At 69.3% G+C, this 25,210-nt stretch carries 22 protein-coding genes; 8 read left to right on the forward strand and 14 right to left on the reverse strand.

The features are described 5' to 3' along the window. The first annotated feature begins 40 nt into the window (after positions 1–40). The 5 genes from speE to HFGMBDPB_RS14810 all read left to right on the forward strand — a co-directional run bounded on the left by speE (position 41) and on the right by HFGMBDPB_RS14810 (position 4,992). Entirely contained in the window at positions 41–1,336 is a 1,296-nt protein-coding gene (gene speE, locus HFGMBDPB_RS14790) for a polyamine aminopropyltransferase (protein WP_212645648.1), read from the forward strand. Between the two features lie 244 nt (positions 1,337–1,580). Then, positions 1,581–2,273 carry a hypothetical protein gene (locus HFGMBDPB_RS14795; RefSeq protein WP_016450790.1) on the forward strand — a complete coding sequence of 231 codons (693 nt, stop codon included), beginning with the start codon at positions 1,581–1,583 and terminating at the stop codon, positions 2,271–2,273. 170 nt (positions 2,274–2,443) lie between these two features. Continuing rightward, the gene (locus HFGMBDPB_RS14800; protein ID WP_126311078.1) at positions 2,444–2,944 is read left to right on the forward strand and encodes a hypothetical protein; all 501 of its coding nucleotides are present in this window, start codon (positions 2,444–2,446) and stop codon (positions 2,942–2,944) included. Then, a complete protein-coding gene (locus HFGMBDPB_RS14805) occupies positions 2,922–3,608 on the forward strand; it encodes a response regulator transcription factor (protein ID WP_017407765.1) in 687 nt (228 codons plus the stop codon). Before HFGMBDPB_RS14800 ends, HFGMBDPB_RS14805 begins: the two co-directional genes overlap by 23 nt. Further along, positions 3,577–4,992 carry a sensor histidine kinase gene (locus tag HFGMBDPB_RS14810; protein WP_016450792.1) on the forward strand — a complete coding sequence of 472 codons (1,416 nt, stop codon included), beginning with the start codon at positions 3,577–3,579 and terminating at the stop codon, positions 4,990–4,992. Before HFGMBDPB_RS14805 ends, HFGMBDPB_RS14810 begins: the two co-directional genes overlap by 32 nt. Here the strand turns inward: HFGMBDPB_RS14810 and HFGMBDPB_RS14815 are convergent. The 4 genes from HFGMBDPB_RS14815 to HFGMBDPB_RS14830 all read right to left on the reverse strand — a co-directional run bounded on the left by HFGMBDPB_RS14815 (position 4,967) and on the right by HFGMBDPB_RS14830 (position 7,879). After that, entirely contained in the window at positions 4,967–5,563 is a 597-nt protein-coding gene (locus tag HFGMBDPB_RS14815; RefSeq protein WP_013804690.1) for a chalcone isomerase family protein, read from the reverse strand. The two genes, HFGMBDPB_RS14810 and HFGMBDPB_RS14815, sit on opposite strands and share 26 nt — an antisense overlap. A gap of 494 nt (positions 5,564–6,057) precedes the next feature. Beyond that, entirely contained in the window at positions 6,058–7,038 is a 981-nt protein-coding gene (locus tag HFGMBDPB_RS14820) for a CBASS cGAMP-activated phospholipase (RefSeq protein ID WP_212645649.1), read from the reverse strand. Further along, positions 7,038–7,487, reverse strand: coding sequence for a hypothetical protein (locus tag HFGMBDPB_RS14825; RefSeq protein WP_016449524.1), 450 nt, complete (start codon positions 7,485–7,487; stop codon positions 7,038–7,040). The genes HFGMBDPB_RS14820 and HFGMBDPB_RS14825 overlap by 1 nt, the downstream gene beginning before the upstream one ends. Then, positions 7,484–7,879, reverse strand: coding sequence for a hypothetical protein (locus tag HFGMBDPB_RS14830; protein ID WP_013804688.1), 396 nt, complete (start codon positions 7,877–7,879; stop codon positions 7,484–7,486). The genes HFGMBDPB_RS14825 and HFGMBDPB_RS14830 overlap by 4 nt, the downstream gene beginning before the upstream one ends. Positions 7,880–8,236: 357 nt before the next feature. Here HFGMBDPB_RS14830 and trpE point away from each other — a divergent pair, with 357 nt between their 5' ends. Both trpE and HFGMBDPB_RS14840 read left to right on the forward strand, forming a co-directional pair. Continuing rightward, a complete protein-coding gene (gene trpE, locus HFGMBDPB_RS14835) occupies positions 8,237–9,736 on the forward strand; it encodes an anthranilate synthase component I (RefSeq protein WP_013804687.1) in 1,500 nt (499 codons plus the stop codon). Next, positions 9,733–10,083 carry a chorismate mutase gene (locus HFGMBDPB_RS14840; protein ID WP_016449526.1) on the forward strand — a complete coding sequence of 117 codons (351 nt, stop codon included), beginning with the start codon at positions 9,733–9,735 and terminating at the stop codon, positions 10,081–10,083. The genes trpE and HFGMBDPB_RS14840 overlap by 4 nt, the downstream gene beginning before the upstream one ends. A gap of 13 nt (positions 10,084–10,096) precedes the next feature. Here the strand turns inward: HFGMBDPB_RS14840 and HFGMBDPB_RS14845 are convergent, their stop codons facing one another. From HFGMBDPB_RS14845 to HFGMBDPB_RS29900, 10 genes are all read right to left on the reverse strand, one after another. Then, complete coding sequence (locus HFGMBDPB_RS14845) at positions 10,097–11,344, reverse strand: acetate/propionate family kinase (RefSeq protein WP_212645650.1); 1,248 nt, start codon at positions 11,342–11,344, stop codon at positions 10,097–10,099. Beyond that, a complete protein-coding gene (locus HFGMBDPB_RS14850) occupies positions 11,341–12,807 on the reverse strand; it encodes a bifunctional enoyl-CoA hydratase/phosphate acetyltransferase (protein ID WP_209799452.1) in 1,467 nt (488 codons plus the stop codon). Before HFGMBDPB_RS14850 ends, HFGMBDPB_RS14845 begins: the two co-directional genes overlap by 4 nt. Continuing rightward, complete coding sequence (locus HFGMBDPB_RS14855) at positions 12,804–15,113, reverse strand: DUF3141 domain-containing protein (RefSeq protein WP_212645651.1); 2,310 nt, start codon at positions 15,111–15,113, stop codon at positions 12,804–12,806. The genes HFGMBDPB_RS14850 and HFGMBDPB_RS14855 overlap by 4 nt, the downstream gene beginning before the upstream one ends. A 116-nt stretch (positions 15,114–15,229) precedes the next feature. After that, positions 15,230–15,763, reverse strand: coding sequence for a hypothetical protein (locus HFGMBDPB_RS14860; RefSeq protein ID WP_016453976.1), 534 nt, complete (start codon positions 15,761–15,763; stop codon positions 15,230–15,232). Positions 15,764–15,816: 53 nt separating this feature from the next. Next, positions 15,817–16,947, reverse strand: coding sequence for an ABC transporter permease (locus HFGMBDPB_RS14865; protein WP_017405871.1), 1,131 nt, complete (start codon positions 16,945–16,947; stop codon positions 15,817–15,819). A gap of 1 nt (position 16,948) precedes the next feature. After that, positions 16,949–19,705 carry a ribosome-associated ATPase/putative transporter RbbA gene (rbbA, locus tag HFGMBDPB_RS14870; protein WP_212645652.1) on the reverse strand — a complete coding sequence of 919 codons (2,757 nt, stop codon included), beginning with the start codon at positions 19,703–19,705 and terminating at the stop codon, positions 16,949–16,951. After that, positions 19,702–20,793: an HlyD family secretion protein gene (locus HFGMBDPB_RS14875; protein ID WP_012202692.1), complete on the reverse strand. Its 1,092-nt coding sequence runs from the start codon at positions 20,791–20,793 to the stop codon at positions 19,702–19,704. The genes rbbA and HFGMBDPB_RS14875 overlap by 4 nt, the downstream gene beginning before the upstream one ends. A gap of 17 nt (positions 20,794–20,810) precedes the next feature. Then, complete coding sequence (locus HFGMBDPB_RS14880; protein WP_074923575.1) at positions 20,811–22,286, reverse strand: efflux transporter outer membrane subunit; 1,476 nt, start codon at positions 22,284–22,286, stop codon at positions 20,811–20,813. A gap of 33 nt (positions 22,287–22,319) precedes the next feature. Then, on the reverse strand, positions 22,320–23,087 hold the full coding sequence (gene fabI / locus HFGMBDPB_RS14885; RefSeq protein WP_212645653.1) for an enoyl-ACP reductase FabI: 768 nt from the start codon (positions 23,085–23,087) through the stop codon (positions 22,320–22,322). Between the two features lie 58 nt (positions 23,088–23,145). Then, positions 23,146–23,268: a hypothetical protein gene (locus HFGMBDPB_RS29900; protein WP_283248046.1), complete on the reverse strand. Its 123-nt coding sequence runs from the start codon at positions 23,266–23,268 to the stop codon at positions 23,146–23,148. 380 nt (positions 23,269–23,648) lie between these two features. On the opposite strand from HFGMBDPB_RS29900, the gene HFGMBDPB_RS14890 reads away from it, so the two are divergent. Beyond that, positions 23,649–25,145, forward strand: a complete 1,497-nt coding sequence (locus HFGMBDPB_RS14890) for a hypothetical protein (protein ID WP_212645654.1) — start codon at positions 23,649–23,651, stop codon at positions 25,143–25,145. The last annotated feature ends 65 nt before the right edge of the window (positions 25,146–25,210 follow it).

Below are 25,210 nucleotides of genomic sequence, written 5' to 3' on the forward strand. Positions count from 1 at the left end.
TGGCCGCGATCCGGCCACAGACAAGGAGGAAGCACGCGACATGCACGGACTGCACCTGACCGCCGATCTCTACCAATGCCAGGGCGACGAGCGCCATATGCTCGACGCCGATGCCATCGCCGCCCTGTGCCGCGCACAGACCGCGCAGGCCGGCCTGACCCTGGTGGAGGACCGCTGGGTCAAGTTCCCTGACTACCAGGGGCAGCCCGGCGGCGTCACCGGCACCGTGCTGCTGGCCGAATCGCACCTGGCCATACACACCTGGCCCGAGACCGGCTGCGTCACCGTCGATGTCTACATCTGCAACTTCTCCGCCGACAACTCGGGCAAGGCCCGCGCGCTGATGGAGGGCGTGATCGCCGCCTACGCGCCGGGCCGCGTGGTGCGCCAGCATCTGATGCGCGGCGACATCGGTCCCGGCGCCCAGGCCACGGCGGCGGCCGATGAGGGCGATTGGGCGCTGGAGGCGCTCACGCCCCATGCGCGCTTTGGCTGGCGCGCCACGCGGCGCGAAACCGTGCAGACGCCCCATCAGGAACTGGAGCTGCTGCACACGCCGCAGTTCGGCAAGGTGCTGCGACTGGATGGCCGCTTCATGACCTCCGAAGGCGAGGAATTCTTCTACCACGAGGCCCTGGTCCACCCCGCTGCCCTGGCCCACCCGGCGCCGCGCAAGGCGCTGATCCTGGGCGGCGGCGATGGCGGCGCAGCCGAGGAACTGCTCAAGCACCCGTCCATGGAGCAGGTGGTGGTGGCCGAGCTGGACGAGGCCGTGGTCCAGGCCGCGCGCACGCACCTGCAGCAGGTGCACCGGGGCGTGTTCGATGACCCGCGCCTGCAGCTGCGCATAGGCGACGGCATGGCCATGGTGGAGCGCACCGAAGAACGCTTCGACCTCGCCCTGATGGACCTCACCGACCCCGACACGCCTGCCAGCGCGCTGTACTCCGACCAGGCCCTGGCGCGCATGAAGCGCGTGCTGGCGCCGGGCGGCGCCCTGGTGCTGCACCTGGGCAGCCCCGTCTTCCATGGCGAGCAGGTGGCGCGGCTGGTGGCCAGCCTGCGCGAGCGCTTTGCCATCGTGCGCTGCTACGGCCTGTACATCCCCCTGTACGGCGCCTACTGGGGCCTGGCCGTGGCCTCCGACACGCTGGACGCGGCGGCGCTGCCCCCCGCCCAGCTGCGCCAGCGCCTGGCCGAGCGCCGCCTGCCCGACCTGCGCTACTACAACGCCGAAGTGCACCCCGCACTGTTCGCGCTGCCCAACTATTACCGCGACCTGGTGCAGCCCGCGCCCCTGGCGGCGCTGCCCCCGCGCGCGGTCCGCGTCGCCTGAGCTCGGCCCGTTCTGGCAACGGGCCGAGCCCGGCCCGCCCTGGCCGGGCTGCGGTGGCAACTGCGCGCCCGGCAGGGCAAATTTGACACAGTGCTGCAATCTGGTGGCAAGTCTGCTGTAATGAAAAACGGCGGGAAGGCCCGTGCGCCCGCCATTTTTCCGGCTTCCTGGTAAGTATTTCCGGGATATTGCGTGCTTGCAAAAACCATATCAACAGATAAAGCGCCAGACGCCCTGTATCAAAATGACTGCTTCCCTTTCAAAAACAAGAATATCCGCGTCCAAATACCATGATGATTCCTTGCTGCGGCTTTGGAATTGGGCTTTGTTGGCAGGGCTGGTATTGAGCTTTCCCCTGAGCTTTGTATTGCCGCAAAGCCTGAGCTGGGAAAATGGATTCCTGGAGAATATCCAGGCCGTGACCCTGCTGCTGGGCATGGTGGCGGCCTTGGTTGCGGCGCGGCGGCAAAAAGGCTCCTTTGCAGCGCCACTGTGGTGGATCGCCTCCCTGTTCTGGCTGGCTTTTCTGGGGCGTGAACTGGCCTGGGGCGCAGCTTTCCTGCCCAGCCTGGAGGCTGGCAAGTGGGGGCCGGTGATCAGCTCCCAGGTGCTGTGGTACCGGCCCGCCGTCAAATGGGTGGTGGGCGCCATGCTGCTGCTGTGCTGCTATTGGTTTGTGCGCCACGGTGTCTGGAACAAGGTCATCAAGCGCCTGGTGCGCGAGAAGGCGCTGCCGATATTCAGCCTGGCGACATTTGTCGCGGCCATGGTGATATCCACCAATGCGGAAGGTCATGGTTTCATTGTCCTGCAGCAATGGTTTGATTATCAGGTGATCGTGCTGGAGGAGCTGGTGGAGACATTTGGATATATGGCACTGTGGCTGGCACAGTGGGCGCTGGTCAGGTATGTTGCTGGCTGGCAGGAAGATATTTGAGCCAATATTGATCAAACCGGCCGCCTGCATATTTCCGGTGTAATGGGGCAGATTCAGGGGCCGGTAAGTCGCCAGTAAGACGTAATCGGGGAGCATGGCCGTTTTCCCCGCAGGTTTGCCGCTCTCGCGGCGGACCGACGGAGCCTGAAACGACAGAACGTGCCATCGCAATGCAAGCCTCCATCTACCAGGACGTGATAGGTATCCAGGCGGCGGGCCAGGCGTATTCCCTGGGTTCGCGCTTCCAAGAATGCAGCCAGCACCGTGCCGTGCGGCTGGAGACGATCTTCGAGTTGCTTATCCTCAAGTTCCGCGAGGACCTGCTGCAGGCGCTGGCCGAGGAGCCTCCAGGCCCCGCACGCCACCTGCGCGCCTATATCCGCTGCGTCTGCGACCATGCCCTGTCCCGCCAGCGCGGCCAGAAGACGGCCGCACAGTTGCTGACCCGCGCAAGATTCCAGAACATATGGTTTGATTTCGTGGATGCGGCCTGCGCCGACGATCTGGTGTCCGAGGACATTGCCCTGCAATGCCGTGCCATGGTCGAGGACCTGTGGGTCATCCATGTGCTGGTCGAGCCCATGGCGCCCCAGCGCATCACCGGGATCAGGGAGCATCTGCTGTCCCTGTGCGGCAACGACGGAAACCATGAATCGCATCGCATTAATTGAGGACCATGCCAGGCTGGCCACGCTGGTCAGCCGCTCGCTGGCCAACTCCGGCATAGAGACCGATGTCTTCCACCAGATCTCCACGGCCTGGCTGGCCCTGCAGGACATCGACTACGGCGTGATCGTCATCGACCGCGGCCTGCCCGATGGCGACGGCCTGCAACTGGTGCAGCGCCTGCGCGCCGCAGGCCGCTCCACGCCCTGCCTGATGCTCACGGCCCGTGACGCGCTCAGCGACCGCGTGGGCGGCCTGGAGGCCGGTGCCGACGACTACCTGACCAAGCCCTTTCCCATGGAAGAGCTGATTGCCCGCGTGCGCGCCCTGCTGCGCCGCCCGGCCCTGGTGCAGGAGCTGGCGCCGCAGCTGGGCGACATCAGCATCAACCCGCAGCAGGCCTGCATGCACTGCGCGGGCTCGGCCATCGCGCTGCCGCCGGCGGAGCTGCAGATCATGCTCAGCCTGGTGCGCAAGGCCGGCGCCACGGTGCGCCGCTCCACGCTGGAGGCGGCGGCCTGGGGCATGAGCAGCGTGGTCACGCCCAACGCCCTCGATGTGGCCCTGCACCGGCTGCGCCGCAAGCTGGCCGCGGCCGGCTCGTGCATGGAAATCGTCAACATCCGGGGTCAGGGCTATGCGCTTCGCGAACCTTTGCTGGCCCGGTAGCCTGCGCTCGCGGCTGCTGGCCGTCTATGGGTTGAGCATGGTGTTCAGCGCGCTGCTGGTGGGCGCGCTGGTGATCCTCGTCGCCAAGCCTTTCGACAGCTATGCGCTGCAGCGCGGCATGGGGCATGCGGCCGAGAAGCTGGCCGAGTGGGTGAGCTTCGATGCCAAGGGCGTGCCCCAGGGTTTCAGCGAGCGCGAACTCAAGGCCTGGATGCTGACCAGCCTGGGCGAGGAAATGCAGCTGCGCATCACCGACGCCCGCGGCCGCGTGGTCTTCGCCCCCAACGGCGAAATGCAGCCGCTGACGCAGACCGGCCGGGGCTTCGACCCCGAGCTCAAGGCCTTTGCCTACGAGCGCGGCGGCGTGGTCATGCGCGCGGGCACGGCCACGCTGGTCCACGACGGCACGACGTGGCACGTGCAGATAGCCGTCAGCGACCGCATGGTGGACTGGCTGCGCGAATCGGTGGGCCTGCCCGCGCTGTGGCGCGGCATGGTGGCCATCGGCGTGGTCTTCCTGGTCGTGTTCCTGTTCTCCACGCACCGCACGCTGCAGCGCATGCTCAGGCCGCTGGGCGTGGCCGCGCAGGATGCGCAGCGCATCACCCCGCAGACGCTGGGCACGCGGCTGCAGCCCAAGGACCTGCCGCGCGAGTTCGCGCCCCTGGTCGAGGCCTTCAACCACGTGCTGGACCGGCTGCAGGCCGGCTTCAGGAACCAGCAGGAATTCCTGTCCATGGCCGCGCATGAGCTCAAGACGCCGCTGGCCCTGATGCGCGTGCAGATCGAGCTGGAGCCCGAGGACCGGCGCAGCCCCGAGCTGCTCAAGGACGTGGACCACATGGCGCGCCAGGTCCAGCAGCTGCTGCACCTGGCCGAGGTCTGCGAACACCAGCGCTACCGCATGGAAGACATTGCGCCGGCCGACATCATTGGCGAGGTCTGCGACTTCATGGCCCGCGCCTCCGAAAAATGCGGCGTGCACATCCACTGCGAGGTCAAGGACGGCTCGCCTGCCTGGCGTGCCGACCGGGGCGCGCTCTTCGTGCTGCTCAAGAACCTGATCGAGAACGCCGTGCAGCACAGCCCGCAGGGCGCCACCGTCACCGTGAAGGCCTGCGGCCTGGGCTTTTCGGTGCTGGACCAGGGCCGTGGCGTGCCGCCCGAGGACCTGCCGCGCATCTTCGAGCGCTTTTGGCGCAGCAGCGAGCGGCGCGACCTGGGTGCGGGCCTGGGCCTGCCCATCTGCCTGGAGATTGCGCGCGCCCACGGCTGGACGCTCACGGCCCTGCCCGGTGCCACGGGGCTGGAGATCCAGGCGCGCTTTGCCGGGCCGGTTCAGGAGCCCGCGCAGCCGTTCAACCGCCCAGCAATGCCTTCTTGAGCTGATCGTCGGCCGGGTGCGGGCCCAGCCAGATGCCCAGCAGCGCCTGGAAGAACTCGGGCTCCTGGAAGGGCGCGCCCTGGGCCTGGCCCTTGACGAAGACCTGGGCACCCTGGCCCGGCACCCAGTCCACCGAGAAGTTCTCGCCCGGCAGCAGCTTCTTGTGCTGCGTGAAGATGTCGCTCATGCGCAGCACGCCAGGCACCAGGCGCGAGAAGCGGGCGCGCTCCATGTTGTCCTCGATGCCGCGCGCGAACAGCTTGCCCAGCTCGGCCGAATCGATCTCGCGCAGCATGGTCACGCTCACGCGCTTGGGGCCGGGCAGGGCCGCGATCTCCTGCAGGCTGGCGGCCGGCTTTTCCAGGTACAGGCCGGCCGTGTAGACCTTGAAGATGGCCTTGTAGCGAATGCCCGCGCCATTGAGCTGCAGCGTCTGGCCGCCCACCCCCGCCTGGGCGGGATAGGCCACGCCCGCGACGGTGCGCGGCGGCTCCTGGGCAGTGGCGGCCAGCGGCATCGCCAGCGCCATGGCCAGGGCGGCTGTCTTCATCCAGCGGGGCAAGGCGGTCATGGTGTCTCCTGCGCGGGGGCTGTGGCCCGGTTGCGGTTTGTTACGTCCGGGCGACATGTTGTGGGGATCGGGTGGGGGTGGCAACAGGGTTTTCGCGGGCCGGTGGATGGCGCTGCTTTGGCGGCGTTTCCGCGCTGATTCTGTTTGCAAGCCCCTGTCGGGGCGTTTCTTTTCGAGGCCGGGTTTCGGCCCGGCAGCCGACTCACTTTCTTGTCTCGCTACAAGAAAGTGAGCAAAGAAAAGCGCCCGAATGTCCGCGTCCCCTTCGCTGCGCTGCGGGGCAACCTGCGCCGTGGCGGTTGCGGGGTTCGCCGTGAAACTCACTTCGCGCTGCGCGCTACGTTCAAACAATCACGGCGAGTCAGATGACGAAGCAGTCCTGTCCTTCGGCAGGACTGCAACCCCGCAACCACCACGGCGCAGGCGCTGACATACGGGGAGTGGGTGCGGGCCTTCGCTGCGCTCGGCCGGGTGGGCGAGAAGCCTTGGGCGTTTCAGCCCAGGACGTTCTTCAGCAGCGTCTTTTCCTGCTCCGTGAGGGCGGCGATGCATTCGTCGCCCAGGGCCTGCAGCAGACGGGTGCTGTCGGCATTGGCGATGTCCAGGCCCAGGCGCTTTTGCTGGGCTGGGGGCTGCGTGAAGTTCAGGCGCAGGTAGCTGCTGGTGCCCAGTTCCTGGCGGGCCGCCTTGACGGCCTGGACCTCCTGGGCGGCCATGACCAGGTCCAGCAGGGGCTTGACCAGGGTCAGCCCGCGCCGGGGCATGGCCACGGGGTCCTGGCCCTGCTGGGGGTTGGCGGTGCCTATGCTGATCATCACGATGTCGGCGGCCGGCCCCCAGAGCTGGCGGGCGGCCTGCAGGGCCAGCAGGTCGGGCGCGTTGGCGGCGAGTCCGCCGTCCACGAAGACATGGCCTGCTGCGGCGTGCGCGGGAAAGTAGGTGGGGGCGGCCGATGAGGCCAGCATGGCGTCCATCAGCGTCAGGCCCAGCCGGTCCCTGTCGGGCAGGGCGCCGCTGGCCAGCACGTGCAGCTGCGATGAATTCCAGTTCACGGCGGGCAGCAGCAGCGGCACCTGCAGTTGCCCCAGGGCGGACTGCTCCGCTTGCGGCATGGCCTCCTTGATCGCTGCGCGCAGCGGGGCGCTGTCATAGAGCGCCTTGCCCATGGCCTGGCGCAGGCCGGGCAGCCATTTGGAGGGAAAGATGGCGGGGCCGTGGTCCAGCAGCAGTTGCTTGATGCGCGCGGGCTGGCAGCCGCTGGCCAGGGCGGTGGCGATGATGGCGCCGATGGAGGTGCCGGCGAACAGGTCCACTTTCTCCAGCAGGTCGCCGTTGCCGAATTCGCGGTGGATGCGTTCCAGCACATGGGCGCTGAAGAGGCCGCGATAGCCGCCGCCCGACAGGCTCAGGACGACCCGGCGCCGGCGCAGGCCCTGGCGCACCGCGCTGGACAGGGGCGGTACGTCGAAGTCCATCACAGCGCGTGCACGGCAACGCCCCGGGCTGCGGCCTGCGTCAGGTAGAGGTTGGCGGGCTCGGTGTAGCAGACCTTGAGCAGGTCGGCCGTGGCGATGAGCAGCCGCAGGTCCTGCGCCAGGGGCGCCGTGCCCTGCGGGCCCTGGCTGTCCAGCGGCGCGAAGTTGCGCCATTCGATGAAGCGCTCCAGCACCTTGTTGTCCACGCTGGTCAGCATGGAGGCGCCTTCGGCCCGCAGGTTGGCATACAGCGCATCGAGCAGGGAGAACCACTCGTTGCGGTCACGCAGGTCGTGGAATGCCTCGGCCACGGCCGCCTTGGCGATGGCCATGGACAGGTCGCTGACGATGCAGTCCAGCGGCCGGATGGTGGAGAACCATTGCAGGGTTGCGGGCTCCTGGTTCGCCATCCACAGCAGACAGCGGGGGCCCAGCAGGTAGCGGCTCATGGCGCGCGCCGGGCGGGTACGTCGATATCGCCGCGCGCCCCGGACATCTGCGCAGCGGACAGATCCACGGCCTGGCGCGGCAGCGGCAGGGACCGGCAGATGTCGGCCACCGTGCGGGGGGCGCGTTCGTTGGCGGACAGGGCCACCATGTGCTCCTCGCTGACGATCACGTAGCGCTTGCGGCCCTGGGAGATGAGGGCCACCCCGTCGTGATCGGCCTGTTTGAGCACCGCGCCGTACTGCGCCTTGAAGACCGAGATCGGCATGGGCGTGGTGTTGCGCGGCATGGCCGATCCGACCTGGTGGCTCAGGTCCCGCAGGGCGCGGTTCAGCGGGTCGCGCTCGCCCTCGGGCAAGGCAGCGTCGGTGCGGGCGGAGAAATGGGACGGCATGGTCGACCTTTCTGGTCAGGTTGTGCTGCCATTGTTGGTCAGGCTGACCAGGGTGTCAATTGTGGCCATGGCAGGCCCCTGCGGCGCCCCTGCAAGGCGCCGGTCCGCACTTGTACCCCGCCGCGTCTGCGCTACACTTGCCCGCTATGTTCATTCATCGCATGTTCATTGCAGGTTGTGGAGACCGGGGAGCCTGGCCCTGGCGCAAGCCTGTCCAACTGAACAGCTGAAGCACCCGGGGCGCGACCCGGCGTGCACCCGAGGCCCTACGGGCCAATCGAATGAATCGGCGCAATCCATACGCAGCCCGCACCCACACCAGGTCTGCCAGCGCCACGCAATCCGGAGTCTTTCCCCGTGATCACCGAACTCGAATTCAAGAGCCTTGCTGCGCAGGGCTACAACCGCATCCCTCTGATGGTCGAGGCGTTTGCGGACCTCGAAACCCCCCTGTCCCTCTACCTCAAGCTGGCCCATGCGGGCGGTGACGGCAAGCACAGCTTTTTGCTGGAGTCCGTGGTGGGCGGCGAGCGCTTCGGGCGCTACAGCTTCATCGGCCTGCCTGCACGCACGCTGCTGCGCGCCAGCGGCTTCGGCGATGCGGCATGCACCGAGGTGGTGACCGATGGCCAGGTGGTGGAGACGGCCAAGGGCAATCCGCTGGACTTCATCGCTGCCTACCAAAAGCGCTTCAAGGTGGCGCTGCGCCCGGGGCTGCCGCGTTTTTGCGGCGGGCTGGCCGGCTACTTCGGCTACGACGCCGTGCGCTATATCGAGAAGAAGCTGGAAGATTCCTGCCCGCCCGATACGCTCAACTGCCCCGACATCCTGCTGCTGCAGTGCGAGGAAGTGGCGGTGATCGACAACCTGTCGGGCAAGCTGTACCTGATCGTCTATGCCAACCCCGGCGAGAGCGAGGCCTACACGCGCGCCAAGAAGCGGCTGCGGCAGTTGAAGGATCTGCTGCGCTACTCGGTCAGCGCGCCGCAGATCAAGGCCGGCGAGAGCCATCCGGCCCAGCGCAGCTTTGCCAAGGAAGACTACCTGGCGGCCGTGGAGAAGGCCAAGGAGCTGATCGCCGCGGGCGACTTCATGCAGGTGCAGGTGGGCCAGCGCATCCACAAGCGCTTCACGGCCAGCCCCTTGAGCCTGTACCGCGCGCTGCGATCGCTCAATCCCAGCCCCTACATGTACTACTACCACCTGGGCGATTTCCATGTGGTGGGCGCCAGCCCCGAGATCCTGGTGCGCCAGGAGAACACGGACGAGGGCCAGAAGGTCACCATCCGCCCGCTGGCCGGCACGCGCCCGCGCGGCGCCACGCCCGAGGCCGACAAGGCCACCGAAAAGGAGCTGGTGGCCGACCCCAAGGAACGCGCCGAGCACGTGATGCTGATCGACCTGGCGCGCAACGACATCGGCCGCATCGCCAAGACGGGCAGCGTGAAGGTGACCGAGGCCTTTGCCGTGGAGCGCTACAGCCACGTGATGCACATCGTCAGCAACGTGGAGGGCATTCTGCGCGACGGCATGGACAACATGGATGTGTTCAAGGCCACCTTCCCGGCCGGCACGCTGACGGGCGCGCCCAAGGTGCATGCCATGGAGGTCATCGACCAGCTGGAGCCCACCAAGCGCGGCATCTACGGCGGCGCCTGCGGCTACCTGAGCTTTGCGGGCGACATGGACCTGGCCATTGCCATCCGCACGGGCGTGATCAAGGACGGCACGCTCTATGTGCAGGCGGCGGCCGGCGTGGTGGCCGATTCCGTGCCCGAGATGGAATGGAAAGAGACCGAGCACAAGGCCCGCGCACTGATGCGCGCGGCCGAGCTGGTGGAGGAAGGACTGGAATGAGCACGGACCGCGCCAAGCAGGCCATCGACCTGGTGCAGCACTGCACCGACATGCTGGATGTGCGCCGCAATGTGGATGCGCTGGACGATGTGCTGGTGCCGCTGCTGGTCACGCGCATGGGCTACATGCAGCAGGCCGCGCGCATCAAGGCCGATGCGGCCCAGGTGCGCGACGAGGGCCGCATCGAGGCCATCGTGCGCCGCGTGCGCGAGCGCACGGCCGCCGAGGGCGGCCAGCCCGACATGATGGAGGCGGTGTACCGCCACCTCATGGAGGAATGCATTGCCTACGAGCACCGCGAGTTCGCGCGGCTGCGCGAAGGCGGTGCGCAGGACGATCGTTCCTAGGGCCTGTTCACACTCATGCGGGGATCGCGTTGCCCGGCAGCCAGCGCAGCGCATGGCGCGCCGCCACCCATTCCTCGTTGGTGGGCTCCACGCCCACGGTGACGGCGCTGCCGGTGGCCGAGATCACGGCCGCATCGCGCGCATTGGCCTCGGCGTCCAGCCGCAGGCCCAGAAAACCCAGGCCCTCGCACACGCGCCGCCGTATCTCGGCGCTGTGCTCGCCCACGCCTGCGGTGAACACCAGCAGGTCCAGGCCGCCCAGCACGGCGACCAGGGCGCCGATCTCGCGCACGATGCGCCGCACGTACAGGGCCAGCGCATCGCGGGCGCGCTCGGCCTGGGCATCGATGCCTGACTCCAGCGGCAGCAGCACGCGCGGCTCGGACGAGGTGCCCGAGACGCCCAGCAGGCCGGACTCGTGGTACAGGATGCGGCCCACTTCCTGCAGGCTGAGCTTTTCGATTTCCATCAGGTAGATCACGGCGCCGGGGTCCAGCGCGCCGGTGCGCGTGCCCATCATCAGGCCGTCCAGCGCAGAGAAGCCCATGGTCGTGGCCACGCTTTGCAGGCCCTGCATGGCGCACAGGCTGGCGCCGCTGCCCAGGTGGGCCACCAGGGTGCGCCCGAGCGCCAGGTCGCCATGGCGCTCGGGCAGGGCGGTGGCCATGTATTCGTAGGACAGGCCGTGGAAGCCGTAGCGGCGCAGCCCGCGTTCCCAGGCCGCATGCGGCAGGGGCAGCAGTTGCTCGACCTTGGGCAGCGTGTGGTGGAAGGCGGTGTCGAAGCAGGCCACCTGCACCAGTTCGGGCCGCTCGCGCAGCAGGATGTCCATGGCCTCCAGCGCAAAGGGCTGGTGCAGTGGCGCCAGCGGGATGAAGGCCTTGAGGTCGGCCAGCACGCCGGCATCGACGCGCACGGGCTCGAAGTAGCGGCTGCCGCCGTGCACCACGCGGTGGGCGATGGCGGCCACGCGGGCGCCGTCCAACTGCGCCAGGCGCGCGGTGATGCGCTCGCGGATCAGCTGCAGCGCGGCGCGGTAGGGGTGGGCTGTGTCCAGGGTGATGGCAAAGGGCGGCACGCCGCTCTCGCCGAAGTCGGGCGCGGGCCCGCCTATGCCCTGGACCTTGCCGTTCCACAGCGGCTTGCGCGGCAGCAGGCGCTGTGCACCGTCGAAGACGGCGAACTTGATGCTGGACGAGCCGCAGTTGAGCACAACGACCAGTTCGCGGGCGGGGGAGGATGCGGTGTGGGCAGGGATCATGGCGGCGAGTTCCGGTAGCGGTGGGCCAGCAGCAGGGCGATGGCGCAGGAGGCGATGCGCGAGGCGCGGCTGTCGGCGCGGCTGGTCAGGATCACGGGCACCTTGGCGCCCATGACGATGCCGGCGCTGGCCGCCTCGCCCATGTACATGAGCTGCTTGGCCAGCATGTTGCCGCTTTCCAGGTCGGGCACGACCAGGATGTCGGCCTGGCCCGCCACGGGCGAATCGATGCCCTTGGTGCGCGCGGCGGCCATGGACACGGCGTTGTCGAAGGCCAGCGGCCCGTCGAGCACGCCGCCCGCGATCTGGCCCCGGTCGGCCATCTTGCACAGCGCGGCGGCGTCCAGCGTGGCCGGCATGTGCGGGCTCACGGTCTCCACGGCGGCCAGGATGGCGACCTTGGGCTCGGGCACGCCGATGGCATGGGCCAGGGCGATGGCATTGCGCACGATGTCGGCCTTTTGCTGCAGGTCGGGCGCGAGGTTGATGGCCGCATCGGTCACGATGAAGGGGCGCGGGTAGTGCGGCGTCTGCAGCACGAAGCAGTGGCTGACGCGGCGCTTGGTGCGCAGGCCGGCGGCGGCGGCCACCACCTCGGCCATGAGCTCGTCGGTGTGCAGGCTGCCTTTCATGATGGCCTCGACCTCGCCGCAGGCGGCCAGCTCGGCGCCGCGCGTGGCGGCGGCATGGCTGTGCGGCACGTCCTCGATGCGCAGGCCGCCCAGGTCCAGCCCATGCTCGGCCGCCACGGCCTCCAGCCGTGCGCGCGGGGCCACCAGCACGGGGTCGATCAGGCCTTCGCGGCGCGCGTCCAGCGCGGCCGAGAGGCTGGTCTCGTCGCAGGGATGGACCACGGCCACGCGGATGGGCGGCAGGCCGGCCACATGGGCCAGCAGGCGCTGCAGGCCGTCGCGTCCACCGGCCTCCAGGCGGATCTCGGGCAGGCTGGTGCGCTGGCGCTCGATGTGGCGCGCAGGCGCATGCACGGTGGCCTGGCCCTCGATCACGGCGGCGCCATGCTGGTTGGTGCAGGCCACGGCCAGCGTGACCTGGCGCTGCTCGGCCTGCTTGGCCAGCACCTCCACGCGCACGGTCAGCCGGTCGCCTGCGGCCAGCGGCGCCAGAAAGCGCAGCGTCTGGCCGACCAGGGTGGTGCCGGGGCCGGGCAGGCGCGTGCCCAGCACCGAGGCCAGCAGCATGCCGCCCCACATGCCGTGGGCGATCAGGGCCGTGTCGTCATCGTCGGCGCCGGCAACCGTGCCAGCACCGGCAGCGGCACCGGCACCAGCGCCGTCGGCTACGGCCGCGCCCGACAGGGCGGCAAACAGGCGCAGGTCCTGGGTGCTCAGCGTGCGTTCCAGGCTGGCGCTGTCGCCCACTTCCAGCTCGTCGAAGCTGTGGTTGCGCAGCAGGGCCAGGTCTTCGGGCGGCAGGGCCGCATGGGAGGCAGGGGAGAGGTTCATCGCTTCTTTCGGGTACCTGTGTGCGCGCGGCTGGCCGGTGCGCGCGGGGTGGGCCTGGCGGCCGGGGCTTCGGGTGGGGCCGCTTCCTGGGGGGCCTCCCTGGCCTGCGCCACCTCCAGCGCCTGCACGAAATGCGCCATGGCCTGCAGCAGGCGCTGGTGCTCGGCATCGCTGAGGTTGCCTCCCTGGTTGGCCAGCTCGTCCACCGTGGTCATGCCCCAGCGGATGTCGGCCGCCGGCGAGGCGGCCAGCAACTGGGTGATGGCGGCCATGGCGGCGTCGGGCTCGCGCTGCATCAGCAGGGCCTGGCGGCGCACGATGCGGCGGAACTGCGCCATGTCGGGCGGCACGCCGCCCAGGTGGTCCTGCAGCAGCCGCCAGGCGTGGCGGAAGTGGCGCTCATCGGCCTCGCCGCGTGCACGCAGCACATGGAACAGGGCGCGGATGACGGCCTCGTACAGCCCGCCCTGGGCCACGCTTTCGTGCAGCCGCGCCAGTTCCTGGCACATGTACTGGCAGTGCTCGGGCGATTCGCCCGGGTGCGGGCGCGGCGGGCCGTCGTCCTGGCGGCTTTGGCCGGCCAGGGCCTGCACCAGGGGCGAGCCATAGATGGCGTGGAACAGCCGCGCCTGCATGGCGTCGCGCTGGTCGCGGTAGGTGTCCAGCATATGCACCACGGCCTGCGACATGGCCTGCTGCGCCTTCAGGAAGGGGTTGTCGGGCTCGACGGGGTGGCGGTCCTCGCGCGCCTGCTCGGCGGCCTGGGCCACGGCAGGGGCCAGCGGGTGGGAGTCCGACCAGTATTCATAGCCCACGCGCAGCGGATGCATGGCCTGCAGCCAGCGCGCCGACAACGGCGTGGACAGGGCCTGCACCCAGGGCTGCACGGTGTTGCGGTACAGGGCGAGGTTGATTTCGGAGACGCGCGCGGCGGCGGCAAAGTGGCGCTCGCTTTCGGGGTCGGGCCGGACGATGTCGCGCACCTCGGCCAGGTCGCTGCGGCGGATCTTCATCAGGTAGGCGTCGTCGGTCAGGTCCTGTGCCGGCACACCGGCCGGGCGGTCGGCGATCTCGGCGCGGTAGATGCCGGCGGGCAGCAGGTCGATGATGTCGATGTGCGCCGCGAACTCGCGGTGCTCCTTGCGGCCCACGGCGCCCGAGACAAAGATGCCCAGGTGGCCGATGCTGTCGTGCGTGGCGAAGACGATGGTCTGGTCGTGGGCGGCGATGTCCTCGTCATCACGGTACAGGTCGGTGATCCAGCCCAGGGCCTGGCCCGGCGGCGTGATGTTGTCGCCATGCGAGCAGAACACCACGATGGGCGAGCGGATGTTGCGCAGGTCGATGCGCACGCCGTCCGAGGTCGTCAGCTCGGCCGTGGCCAGCCGGTTGCCGATGAACAGGTTGTCCACGATGTACTGCATCTCGCGGCCTTCCAGGAAGACATGGCCGCCCCAGTACTTCTCGAAGCCCAGGTAGCGCGGCCCCTCGGTGTCCACGTCGGCATAGACCTGGTACTGCTTTTCCCACAGCGTGTTGGCGGGGTTGAGGTTCTCGAAGTTCTGCACCAGCCAGGCGCCGTCGAAGCGGCCCGCACCCAGGTCGCTGGTCAGTGCCGTCACCCAGCTGCCGCCCATGAGGCCGCCGCCGTAGCGCATGGGGTTGTCTCCGGCCCAGTACGACAGCGGCGCACCGGCCACGATGATGGGCCCGAACAGCTCGGGCCAGACGGCGGCCGTCATGAGGATCTGCCAGCCGGCCTGGCAGTTGCCGATGACGGCGGGCTTGCCCCGGCTCTCGGGGTGAAGCTCGGCGACCTTGCGCACGAATTCGGCCTCGGCGCGCATCACGTCCTCGACGGTCTGGCCGGGCACGGGGTCGGGCAGGAAGCCCACGAAGTAGCAGGGATGGCCGGCCTTGAGCGCGGCGCCGATCTCGCTGTCGGGCTTGAAGCCGCCGATGCCAGGGCCGTGGCCCGCGCGCGGATCGACGACGATGAAGGGGCGCTTGGCCGGGTCGATGACCGTGCCCTCCATGGGCGCGATGCGTGCCAGCCCGTAGTTGACGGGACGCGGCAGCTCCAGGCCCGACATCACGATCTCGGCCTGGAAGCTCAGCACATTGGGCACTTCCTCGGCCAGGTGGGCGCGGTACTGGTTGCCGCGCTGGCGCCGGATGTCGGCATACAGCAGCGTGCGCTGCCAGGCATCGGTGGCGTACTGTGCAGCTGCCTGGGGCAGCTTCAGCGGATCGCCCCACAGTGCCCCCACGTCCACGGTGCCGTGGCTATCGAGGTGCTCGTTCATCTGGCCCACTCCTTTAACGGGCATGTCCTGCCCCCTGCTTGCAGATTGCGTGTGAATGGCCGCCAAACGGCCCCGCGCCTGCGGGACCGTGCGGCTTGTGTCAGTCCCTGGGCTCTTCAGCCGTGGGCGGCAGCGTCCCGGGCCGTTTCGGCGGCAGCCGCTGCAATGGGCTGCTGCGCCGCATGGTCGGGCGGGGTGACGGATGGGGTCACGGACTGGGCCATGGACTGCACGGCCGAGGTCCAGCGCGCCAGCAGGTCGCTCCAGGGCACGGCAGTGTCGGCCGCGCCCTGGGCGCCGCCGCTCAGCGTGGCTGCCACCTGCTGCTGCCAGTCGTGCACGGCCTGCTGCACGCCCTGGGCCAGGGTCATCTGGCTGGCCATGGCCGTCTGGGCCAGGGCCTGGGCATGGCCCATGCGCAGGTGGGCGTGGCGCCAGAAGGCCTGGGCGGGCAGGGTGGCCAGCTCCTGCCAGCTGCTGGTCTGCTGCACGCCCTCGATCTCGTTGCCGGTCTCGGCGATGCGCTCGGGGCCGTTGCGTGCGGCATGTTCCAGCCATTGCTGGCCGCTTTCCTGCAGCAGCCGGCTCAGGTGCAGCTGCAGTTCGAGCTGGGCCTTGAGCAGATGGAGGGGAATGGTCTGTGCGCTCATATGGAACTCCTTGCTGGTTGACGTGGAAAGATGCCTTGGCGGCGGAACGAAACTCAGGCCATCTGGCCGATGGTCTTGCGAAAGCGGGCGAGCGTGAGGGCGAACAGCACGGAGCCGATGGCGGCCAGTGCGAGAAAGGGCTTCCAGACCACGTCCAGCCCCGCTCCGCGGTAGAGGATGGCCTGCGACAGCTCGACAAAGTGGGTGGTCGGCGCGGCCAGCATGATGGTCTGCACCAGCTGCGGCATGCTTTCGCGCGGCGTCATGGCGCCCGACAGCAGCTGCAGCGGCAGCAGCACGAGCACCAGCAGCATGCCGAACTGTGGCATGTTGCGCGCCAGCGTGGCAAGGAAGATCCCCAGCGACGTTGTGGCGAACAGGCACAGCGCGGCCCCTGCCAGGAACAGCGGCTGAGAGCCTTCGATGGGAACGCCCAGGGCGCCGCGCACCACGAGGTTGAGCGAGGCAAAGGCGGTGACCAGCACGACCAGTCCCATGGACCATATCTTGGCCAGCATGATCTCGGTCGGTGTCACCGGCATGACCAGCAGGTGCTCCACCGTGCCGTGCTCGCGCTCGCGGATCAGCGCCGCGCCCGTGAGGATGATGGACAGCATGGTCACGTTGTTGATGATCTGCATCAGCCCGCCGAACCAGACCTTGTCCAGCGCGGGATTGAAGCGCGCGCGCACCACCAGGTCCACGGGCAGGGCGGTGGCGCCCCGAAAGCGCCGCACGAACTCGCTGACCTCGGCCGAGACGATCTGCTGCACATAGCTGTTGCCCGTGAAGGCCTGGCTCATGCGCGTGGCGTCCACGTTCAGCTGCAGCTCGGGCGCGCGGCCCGCCAGCACGTCGCGCTGGAAGTTGGGCGGGATGTTGAGCACGAAGGTGTAGGTGCCCGAGTCCATGCCCGGGTCCATCTGCGTGCGGTCGATCATGGCCGGCGGCGCGAACTGCGGCGGATAGAAGGCGCCCGCGATGCGCTGCGACAGCGGCGAGCCGTCCTCGTCCACGATGGCGATGGGCGCGTTGTGCAGGCTCTCGGGCATGGCCGTGGCCGCCGTGTAGATGGAGACCGTGAACACATAGGCGATGAGCACCAGCAGCACGGGGTCGCGCCACAGGCTCCACAGCTCCTTGACGCCCAGCCGGTAGATGTTGGAGAAAAGGCGGGTGCGCATGTCAGCTCTCCTGCTTTCTGGTCAGCGCAATGGCCAGGCCCAGGATCGCCGGCACGGACAGCAGCAGCGGCCCGAACGAGCCGGCCAGCTCCCGAAATCCCAGCGCCTTGCTGAACACGCCGCGGCTGATGGCGATCATGTGGCTGGCCGGATAGACCTCGCCGATGGCGCGGCCCACGCCCTCCAGCGAGGACACGGGGTCGACCAGGCCTGCGAACTGCGTGGTGGGGATCAGCGTGCCGATCAGCACCAGGAACATCGAGGCGATCTGGCTGCGCGTCAGCGTGGAGGCCAGCAGGCCGAAGCCCGTGGAGGCGCCGCTGAAGATCAGCGCCGCCAGGGCCAGCGTGGCAAAGCTGCCCGTCACGGGCACGCCGAACAGGGTGACGGCCATCAGGCACATCAGCAGGAAGTTCAGCATGGCCAGCACCACATAGGGCAGTTGCTTGCCCAGCAGGAATTCGGTGCGCGTGACCGGCGTGACGTAGAGGTTGGTGATGGAGCCGCTTTCCTTCTCGCGCACCACGGCCAGCGCCGTCAGCATGGCCGGCAAAAGCAGCAGCAGCAGGGGCATGACGGCCGGCACCATGGCCGGCAGGCTGCGCACGTCGGGGTTGTAGCGAAAGCGCGTCTGGATGTCGATGAGGCCGGCCGGCGCCACGCCCAGGCGCTCGCGCGCCTGCTCGGTCAGCCAGTGCTGGTGGATGCCCTGCAGGTAGCCGCGCACGGTCTCGGCGCGCGTGGGCATGGCGCCGTCGAACCAGGCGCCCACCTGCACGGAGCCGCCGCGCAGCACATCGCGCGCAAAGCCCGGGGGGATCTCGATGGCCAGGGTCAGCTCGCCGCTGCGCATGCGGCGGTCCAGTGCGTCGTAGTCGGTCAGCGGCGGCTGCTCGATGAAGTAGCGCGAGCCCGACAGGCTCATCGCATAGCTGCGGCTGATGGTGGTCTGGTCGCGGTCCAGCACGGCAAAGCGCAGGTCCTCCACGTCCAGGCTGATGCCGTAGCCCATCACGAACATCAGGATCAGCGAGCCCACCAGGGCCAGCGTGGCGCGCACCGGGTCGCGCTGCAGCTCCAGCGCTTCGCGCCAGACATAGCTGAGCATGCGCTGGGCGCTGAAATGGCGGCGGCGCGCAGTGTGCGTTTCCACGGCAGCGGGGGCGGCAGGCGCGGCCGGTTCCTCGGCGGCCGGGGCCTCGCCGCCACCGGCCTCGACCAGGTAGCCGATGAAGGCTTCCTCCAGCGTGGCCGCGCCGCGCTTGGCCACCAGGCGCGCGGGCGTGTCGCTGTCCAGCACCTTGCCCGCATGCATCATGGACATGCGGTCGCAGCGCTCGGCCTCGTTCATGAAGTGGGTGGAGATGAAGATGGTCACGCGGTCGCGCCGCGACAGCTCCACCAGCAGGCGCCAGAAGCCGTCGCGCGCCACGGGGTCCACGCCCGAGGTGGGCTCGTCCAGGATGAGCAGCTCGGGCTTGTGCACCATGGCCACGGCCAGCGACAGGCGCTGGCGCATGCCCAGCGGCAGGGCGGCCGGCAGGCTGTGCTGCGCGGCCTGCAGGTCGAAGCGCTGCAGCATCTCGGACACGCGCGCGGGAATGTCCGCCTCGGGCACGCCGAACAGGCGCGCATGCAGCACCAGGTTCTGGTGCACGGTCAGCTCGCCGTACAGCGAGAACGCCTGGGTCATGTAGCCCACGCGGCGGCGCGTGTCGATGTCGCGCGGGTCCACGGGCTGGCCGAACAGCCAGGCCTGGCCCTCGCTGGCCGGCAGCAGGCCGGTCAGCATCTTCATGGTGGTGCTCTTGCCGCAGCCGTTGGAGCCCAGGAAGCCGAAGATCTCGCCGCGGCGGATGCGGAAGGACACATGGTCCACGGCGACGAAGTCGCCAAATCGCATGGTCAGGTCCCTGGCCTCGATGGCGATGTCGTCCTCGCCGCCCTCGGGCAGGGGGGCGATGGTCACGGGCGCATGGCCGCGCTTTTTCTCTTCGGGCAGCAGGGCGATGAAGGCCTCTTCCAGCGAGCGGCTGCCCGTGCGCTGCAGCAGCTCGGCCGGCGTGCCCGTGGCCAGCACGCGGCCCTCGTCCATGGCCACCAGCCAGTCGAAGCGCTGGGCCTCGTCCATGTAGGCCGTGGCCACCAGCACGCTCATGCCGGGGCGCTGGCGGCGGATGCGCGCGATCAGGTCCCAGAACTGGGCGCGCGCCAGCGGGTCCACGCCCGTGGTGGGCTCGTCAAGAATGAGCAGGTCGGGGTCGTGGATCAGCGCGCAGCACAGGCCCAGCTTCTGCTTCATGCCGCCCGACAGCTTGCCGGCTGGCCGCTCCAGGAATTTGCGCAGGCCCGTGGCCTGGGTGAGGTCGTCGATGCGCCGGCGCCGCTCGGCCGCGTCATGGCCGAACAGGCGCGCGAAGAACTGCAGGTTCTCCTCCACCGACAGCGTGGGATAGAGGTTGCGCCCCAGGCCCTGCGGCATGTAGGCCACGCGCGGGCAGACGGCCTCGCGGTGCCGGCGCTGGGCCATGTCGCCGCCCAGCACCTCGACGCTGCCTTCCTGGATCTTGCGCGCCCCGGAGATCAGCGCCATGAGGCTGGACTTGCCCACGCCGTCCGGCCCGATCAGGCCGACCATGCGGCCTTCGGGAATGTCCAGGTCGATGCCCGCCAGCGCCTCGACCTGGCCATAGCGCTGGTGCACGCCCTTCAGGCGCACGACCCAGCCGCTGGCGTGGGGCGTCGTGCTCTCGCTCATTGCGCGGGCTGGGCTGGCAGCTTGATGGCCAGGTTGGCGGGCCACTCATGGCTGGCATCGGTGCGCAGCCAGGCCATGCCGGGCACGCCGGTCTTGACCTGTTCCAGATGGCGGCGCAGCAGCTCCGGCGGGATCTGGGCGCGCACGCGGAACATCAGCTTCTGGCGCTCGCTGGCGGTCTCCACGGTCTTGGGCGTGAACTGGGCCTGGCTGGCGACGAAGGAGACGCGGGCCGGGATCACGTACTCGGGCGCGGCGTCCAGCACCAGGCGCACCTCGCTGCCCAGGGCGATGCGCCCGGCGGCGGTCTCGGGCACGAAGAAGGTCATGTAGACATCGGACAGGTCCAGCAGGTTGAGCACGCGCCCGCCTGCGCCCAGCACCTCGCCGGGCTGGGCCACGCGCAGCTGCACGCGGCCATCGCGCGGGGCCTTGAGCACGCCGTCGTCGATGTCGGCCTGCACGCGCGCCACCGTGGCCGTGGCCGCCTGCACCTGGGAGCGCACGCCGACCACCTGGGCCTCGGCCGCCTTCACGGCGGCCTGGGCAGCGGCGGCCTGGGCGCGCGTGGCGGCCAGCGCAGCCTCGCTGCCGCGCACGCGGGCGCGGTCGTCATCGAGCTCCTGCACCGAGGAGGCACCCTCGCGCGCCAGCGTTTCCGAGCGCTTGAAGCGGCGCTGCGCGGCGTCCACCTCGGTCTCGCGCTGCACGATCAGGGCCTGGGCGGCGGCCAGGTCGCTGCGGCGCAGGGTGACCTGGGCCTCGGCCGCGGCCACGCTGTGCTCGGCCTGCTGGCGCATGGCGTCGGCTTCCTGGCGCTGCGCGCGCAGGGTGTCGATCTGCATGCGCGCCACGGGCTGGCCGGCCTGCACGAAGTCGCCCTCGCGCACCAGGATTTCCTCCACGCGGCCGGGCAGCTTGGTGGAGATGTCGATCTCGGTGGCCTCGACCCGGCCGTTGCTGCCGACGAAGCCCTCGCCCGGGCCCTTGGGCGTGAAGGTCTTCCAGGCCCACCAGGCCACGAGGGCCAGGACCGCCACGGCGGCGATCGGCACGATCTTGTTCTTCAGAGAGGTGTTCTTGTCCATGGGCGGGTCCGGAGGCTTCAGGAATTCGGGGGATCGGCAGGCGTGGCCGGCACGGTGGCGGGCAGCGCGGCAGGTTCCGCGCCGCTGCCGCCGCCCAGGGCGGCATACAGGCCCACCTGGCTGGACAGCAGGGCGCGCCGCGCCTGCACCAGCTGCTGGCGTGCGGCCAGCAGGTCGCGCTGGGCGTCCAGCACCTCCAGGTAGGCGGCCGAGCCGTTGTCGTAGCGCAGCTGCGCCAGCCGCGCGCGCTCGGCCTGGGCCTGCACGGCGGTGCGCTGCACGGTGATCTGTTCGGACAGCCAGCGGCGCGCGGCCAGGCCGTCGGCCACCTCGCGGAAGGCGGTCTGTATGGCTTTCTCGTACTGGGCCACGGCCATGTCGCTGCGGATCTCGCCCAGCTCCAGGTTGGCGCGGCGCCGGCCGCCGTCGAAGATGGGCAGGGACACCGTGGGCACGAAGGCCCAGGCGCGGCTGCCGCCGTCGAACAGGCCGTCGAGTTCGGCGCTGGCCGTGCCCCAGCGGGCCGTGAGCGCAATGCGCGGGAAGAAGGCGGCGCGCGCCGCGCCGATCTGGGCCCGGGCCGCGCGCAGCTGGTGCTCGGCCGCGGCAATGTCGGGCCGCGCCGTGAGCAGTTCCGAGGGCAGGCCCGGCCGCAGCTCGGCCAGCACCAGGGCGTCGTCAAAGGGTGCGGCGGCGGGCAGCGGGCCCGGGTGGGCGCCGACCAGCTGGGCCAGGGCATGCAGCTGCTGCGCGCGTGCCAGCTCCAGCTGGGCCAGCAGGGCCTGCGCCTGGGTCAGCAGGGTCTGGACCTGGGCCAGTTGAAGGCGCGAGCTGGCGCCCACGGCCTCGCGGCGCGTGAAGATGCGAAAGGATTCCTGGCGCGTGGCCAGCGTCTCGCGCGCAATGGCCACGCGCTCGTCCAGCTCGCGCAGGCCCAGGTAGCCGTCGGCCACCTGGGCGATCAGCGCGGTCTGCACCGCGTGGCGGCCCGCATCGCTGGCCAGCCAGGTCTGCAGGGCCGCGTCCTTGAGGCTGCGCACGCGGCCCCACAGGTCCAGCTCCCAGCTGCTGAAGCCGACCTCGGCGCGGTACTCGCCGCTGACCACGGAGCGGCCCGAGAGGTTGAGATCGCCAGGCACGCGCGCCCGTGCAGCCTGGCCGCCCACGCCAATGGCCGGGAACAGCTCGGAGCGCTGGATCTGGAAGGCCGCGCGCGCCTCTTCGGCGCGCAGCGCGGCCACGCGCAGGTCGCGGTTGTGCTCCAGCGCGGTGGCGATCAGCTGGCGCAGCACGGGGTCGGTGAAGTACTCGCGCCAGGGCAGGCCGGCGGCGGCGACACCCTGGGCGCCCGCCTGCAGATGGGCAGGCCAGGCCTCGGGCGTGGGCAGGGGCGGCGGCTCGTGCGGCGGCGCCAGGGAGGCACATCCCGCCAGGGCGGCGGCCAGTGCGGCTGCCAGCGCGGCGGCGGCGGTTCGGGGGAATGGGAGGGTCATCTGCAGTGCTGCGGGGTGCCGGTGCGGCAGCCGCTAGTTGAGGATGTGGTGGCCGCCATCGACATACAGCGTGCAGCCCGTGATGGCGCGCGCCCCGTCCGAGGCCAGGAAGGCGCACAGCGGCCCCACGTCGTCGGGCTGCAATTCGCCGGCAATGGGCGAGCGGCGCACGCTGTCGGCCACGAGTTCATCGAACGCGGCAATGCCCGAGGCCGCGCGCGTGGCGATGGGCCCGGGCGAGACGGCATTGACGCGGATGCGCGAGGGGCCGAGCTCGGCCGCCAGGTAGCGCGTGGTGGACTCCAGCGCGGCCTTGACCGGGCCCATGATTCCGTAGTGCGGCATGACCTCGCTGGCGCCCAGGTAGCTCAGCGTCATGAGGCTGCCGCCGCTGGCGGCCATCAGCGGCTCGGCCAGGTGGGCCATGCGGATGAAGGAGTGGCAGGAGATGTCCATGGCCAGCGCAAAGCCCTCGCGGGAGCTGTCCACCACGCGGCCCTGCAGGTCCGCGCGCGGGGCGTAGGCCACGGCGTGCAGCACGAAGTCCAGCCGGCCCCAGCGCACGGCGGCGGCATCGAACAGCGCGCGCATCTGCTCGTCGTCGCCCACGTCCAGCGGCATGCGCAGCTCGGCACCGATCTCGTCGAGCAGGGGCTCCACATGCGCCCGGGCCTTGTCGTTCTGCCAGGTCGCGCCGATCTCGGCGCCCGCCGCATGCATGGCCCGGGCACAGGCCCAGGCAATGCTGTCGCGGTTGGCGATGCCGACGATCAGGCCTTTTTTGCCAGGCAATAGCGTCATCTCGAATGCTCCAGATCAGAAGGTCTGCCGGGAAACAGGCCGCCTTGGGGCGGCTTCGTCAGGAATCACGGGGCCATGGCGCGGCATTGCCGACATATGCGCCACGGCGAATTTTTGTATTTCCTGTGACTACGAAGCTTTTGATAGCTTGTTTTGATGCATGCAAATCAAAGGTTTGCATGCCAATATCGTCTCCTGGTCTTTTTCATTCTATCTATGTTGCACTGCAGCGACCGATTTTGGCGATGCCGTTTCGTTATATCGATGCAGTTCACTCCATAGTCTTGACTCAGGTCAAAGAGGGCTGCCTCACGGGGAGAATGCCGCTTGCCGCCGGTTGCTGTGCCCAGTAGAGCAATGGTGTCTTTTTGCGCCAACAGCCGAGCATTCCCTGTATTGGCCGGATTTCAATGAATACAAGGTATTCACACCATATTGGTGCATGGGAGGTAAAGAAAACCGGAAATCTGCCGATGGTCCGTGGACAGAGAAAATCCCCTGCCTGCAAAGGCCTGGGGCCGCCATTCAGTCAAGACAAGACCGAAGGAAGACGATCAATCCATGACCAGCATTTCATCCACCGGCGCCAGCTTTGCCGCCAGCGCAGCGGGCATGCGGCCCACGGTGTCCGTGAGGTCGTCAGCGACCACGGCAGCCGCTGCACCCGCCGACCCGGGCACGCAGGTCACGCTGGGCCAGTCCACAGGGTCCAGCGTCATCTATGCCAAGCCGCAGCCCGTGGAACCGGGGCAGTTCAGGCTGACCCGGGCCTGGGCCTCGCAAGACAGGGACGACATCAGCACCCTGATGGCGCGCAACCTGGGCCTGGGCCCGTCGGCCAGCCTGGCCGACCGCTGGCGCGGCCTGGGCGGCGCCCTGCTGTCGCGCTTTGCGGCCACGCCGTCGGACTACCAACAGACGGTGGCGGAGTACCAGGCGCCCACGGCGGCCGACTCCGTCGCAGGCAGCGCGGATGCGCAGGCCCTGGACAAGTCCGCACTGAGCGATGTGTCCGTGGGCGCTGCCACCGTGAGCCTGAAGATCCGCACGCAATCGGGCCAGACCGTGGAGCTGCGGATTGCCACGAACGACGGCAGCGAAGCGGGCAGCAGCAGCGGGCTGCGGGTCGAGGTCAAGAGTTCCGGCACCTTGAGCCAGGCCGAGAGCGCGGCCATTGCCCAGCTGGCCGACGGGCTGGACGAAGCGCTGGAAGGCCTGGGAAAGCCGGGCAAACCCCAGCTGGAACTGGGCAAGCTGATGGACTTCGACCGCAGCGTGCTGTCCGGCCTGGACCTGGACATCAAGAACCCCAAGCCTTCGCAGCCCCTGTCCTCGTTCAGCCTGCATGTGGGTCCCGATGGCAGATCGGTGGCGATGAAGGGCGCGGCGGGCGAGCTGGCCGTCAACCTGGAGTCCGACGCGCCCGCAGGCGCCAGCGCGTCGCAGCGCCAGGCCGCGCTGGACCAGCATCTGAAGCGCTTTGATGCCGCCGCGCAGCGCGGCCGTGCGGATGCGGCGCTGGTGGACATGTTCAAGAGTGCCTTCAGTCAGCTGCACAACGCGCAGGCGCCGGCCGCGCCGGGCGCCATCGTCGCGCTCTCCGGGCTGGAGCGTTCCGTGCAGTCCCTGCAAAGCGGTCTGGCCGATTTCCAGGCCAGCTTCAGCGGTGATTTCGAGAACACCAATGAATTCGGCGCCGTGACCGAAATCGGCCGCGCCGAGTACCAGGTGGGCCAGAAGACCACCCGGCAGTCCCGCGGCAGGGAGGGCGAGTCGATCGCCCAGGTGGTGACCGAGTCCCTGAACGCCGAGTCCAAAAAGGCGCGCAACCGCAGCATGCTGGATTTGCAGTCGGGCAACTATGACCTGACCAAGGTGCAGGACAGCCGCACCATCACCACGCTGATCGAGACAGCCGGCAAGCAGGTCACCGGCGCGCTGCGCAAGACGCAGGAGCGCCAGATGCAGACGTGGGACCAGCTGGTGGAGCACCGCACCCAGCAGCACCGCGAAACGCCCGGTGGGCGCAGCTTCACTGAGCAACTCGCGTTGAGGTAGTCGCGCTGAGATAGTCGCGTTGAGGTAGTCGCGGCGCGGGCCGGGCCGTGTGTCGTCGTTGTGTC

Origin of the sequence: Delftia sp. PE138, from assembly GCF_018320755.1 — a bacterium.
Classification (GTDB): Bacteria; Pseudomonadota; Gammaproteobacteria; order Burkholderiales; family Burkholderiaceae_C; genus Comamonas; species Comamonas tsuruhatensis.

Bases quoted from the DNA above. Each gene is read 5' to 3' on its own strand.
- HFGMBDPB_RS14825 (WP_016449524.1), bottom strand. From the start codon at position 7,487: ATGAGCCGCTACCTGCTGGGCCCCCGCTGTCTGCTGTGGATGGCGAAC.
- HFGMBDPB_RS14815 (WP_013804690.1), bottom strand. From the start codon at position 5,563: ATGACCGCCTTGCCCCGCTGGATGAAGACAGCCGCCCTGGCCATGGCG.
- HFGMBDPB_RS14850 (WP_209799452.1), bottom strand. From the start codon at position 12,807: ATGAACCTCTCCCCTGCCTCCCATGCGGCCCTGCCGCCCGAAGACCTG.
- HFGMBDPB_RS14890 (WP_212645654.1), top strand. From the start codon at position 23,649: ATGACCAGCATTTCATCCACCGGCGCCAGCTTTGCCGCCAGCGCAGCG.
- HFGMBDPB_RS14875 (WP_012202692.1), bottom strand. From the start codon at position 20,793: ATGGACAAGAACACCTCTCTGAAGAACAAGATCGTGCCGATCGCCGCC.
- HFGMBDPB_RS14840 (WP_016449526.1), top strand. From the start codon at position 9,733: ATGAGCACGGACCGCGCCAAGCAGGCCATCGACCTGGTGCAGCACTGC.
- HFGMBDPB_RS14800 (WP_126311078.1), top strand. From the start codon at position 2,444: ATGCAAGCCTCCATCTACCAGGACGTGATAGGTATCCAGGCGGCGGGC.
- HFGMBDPB_RS14865 (WP_017405871.1), bottom strand. From the start codon at position 16,947: ATGCGCACCCGCCTTTTCTCCAACATCTACCGGCTGGGCGTCAAGGAG.
- HFGMBDPB_RS14830 (WP_013804688.1), bottom strand. From the start codon at position 7,879: ATGCCGTCCCATTTCTCCGCCCGCACCGACGCTGCCTTGCCCGAGGGC.
- HFGMBDPB_RS14795 (WP_016450790.1), top strand. From the start codon at position 1,581: ATGACTGCTTCCCTTTCAAAAACAAGAATATCCGCGTCCAAATACCAT.
- fabI (WP_212645653.1), bottom strand. From the start codon at position 23,087: ATGACGCTATTGCCTGGCAAAAAAGGCCTGATCGTCGGCATCGCCAAC.
- HFGMBDPB_RS14820 (WP_212645649.1), bottom strand. From the start codon at position 7,038: ATGGACTTCGACGTACCGCCCCTGTCCAGCGCGGTGCGCCAGGGCCTG.
- rbbA (WP_212645652.1), bottom strand. From the start codon at position 19,705: ATGAGCGAGAGCACGACGCCCCACGCCAGCGGCTGGGTCGTGCGCCTG.
- HFGMBDPB_RS14855 (WP_212645651.1), bottom strand. From the start codon at position 15,113: ATGAACGAGCACCTCGATAGCCACGGCACCGTGGACGTGGGGGCACTG.
- HFGMBDPB_RS14810 (WP_016450792.1), top strand. From the start codon at position 3,577: ATGCGCTTCGCGAACCTTTGCTGGCCCGGTAGCCTGCGCTCGCGGCTG.
- HFGMBDPB_RS14845 (WP_212645650.1), bottom strand. From the start codon at position 11,344: ATGATCCCTGCCCACACCGCATCCTCCCCCGCCCGCGAACTGGTCGTT.
- HFGMBDPB_RS14860 (WP_016453976.1), bottom strand. From the start codon at position 15,763: ATGAGCGCACAGACCATTCCCCTCCATCTGCTCAAGGCCCAGCTCGAA.
- speE (WP_212645648.1), top strand. From the start codon at position 41: ATGCACGGACTGCACCTGACCGCCGATCTCTACCAATGCCAGGGCGAC.
- HFGMBDPB_RS14805 (WP_017407765.1), top strand. From the start codon at position 2,922: ATGAATCGCATCGCATTAATTGAGGACCATGCCAGGCTGGCCACGCTG.
- HFGMBDPB_RS29900 (WP_283248046.1), bottom strand. From the start codon at position 23,268: ATGCAAACCTTTGATTTGCATGCATCAAAACAAGCTATCAAAAGCTTC.
- HFGMBDPB_RS14880 (WP_074923575.1), bottom strand. From the start codon at position 22,286: ATGACCCTCCCATTCCCCCGAACCGCCGCCGCCGCGCTGGCAGCCGCA.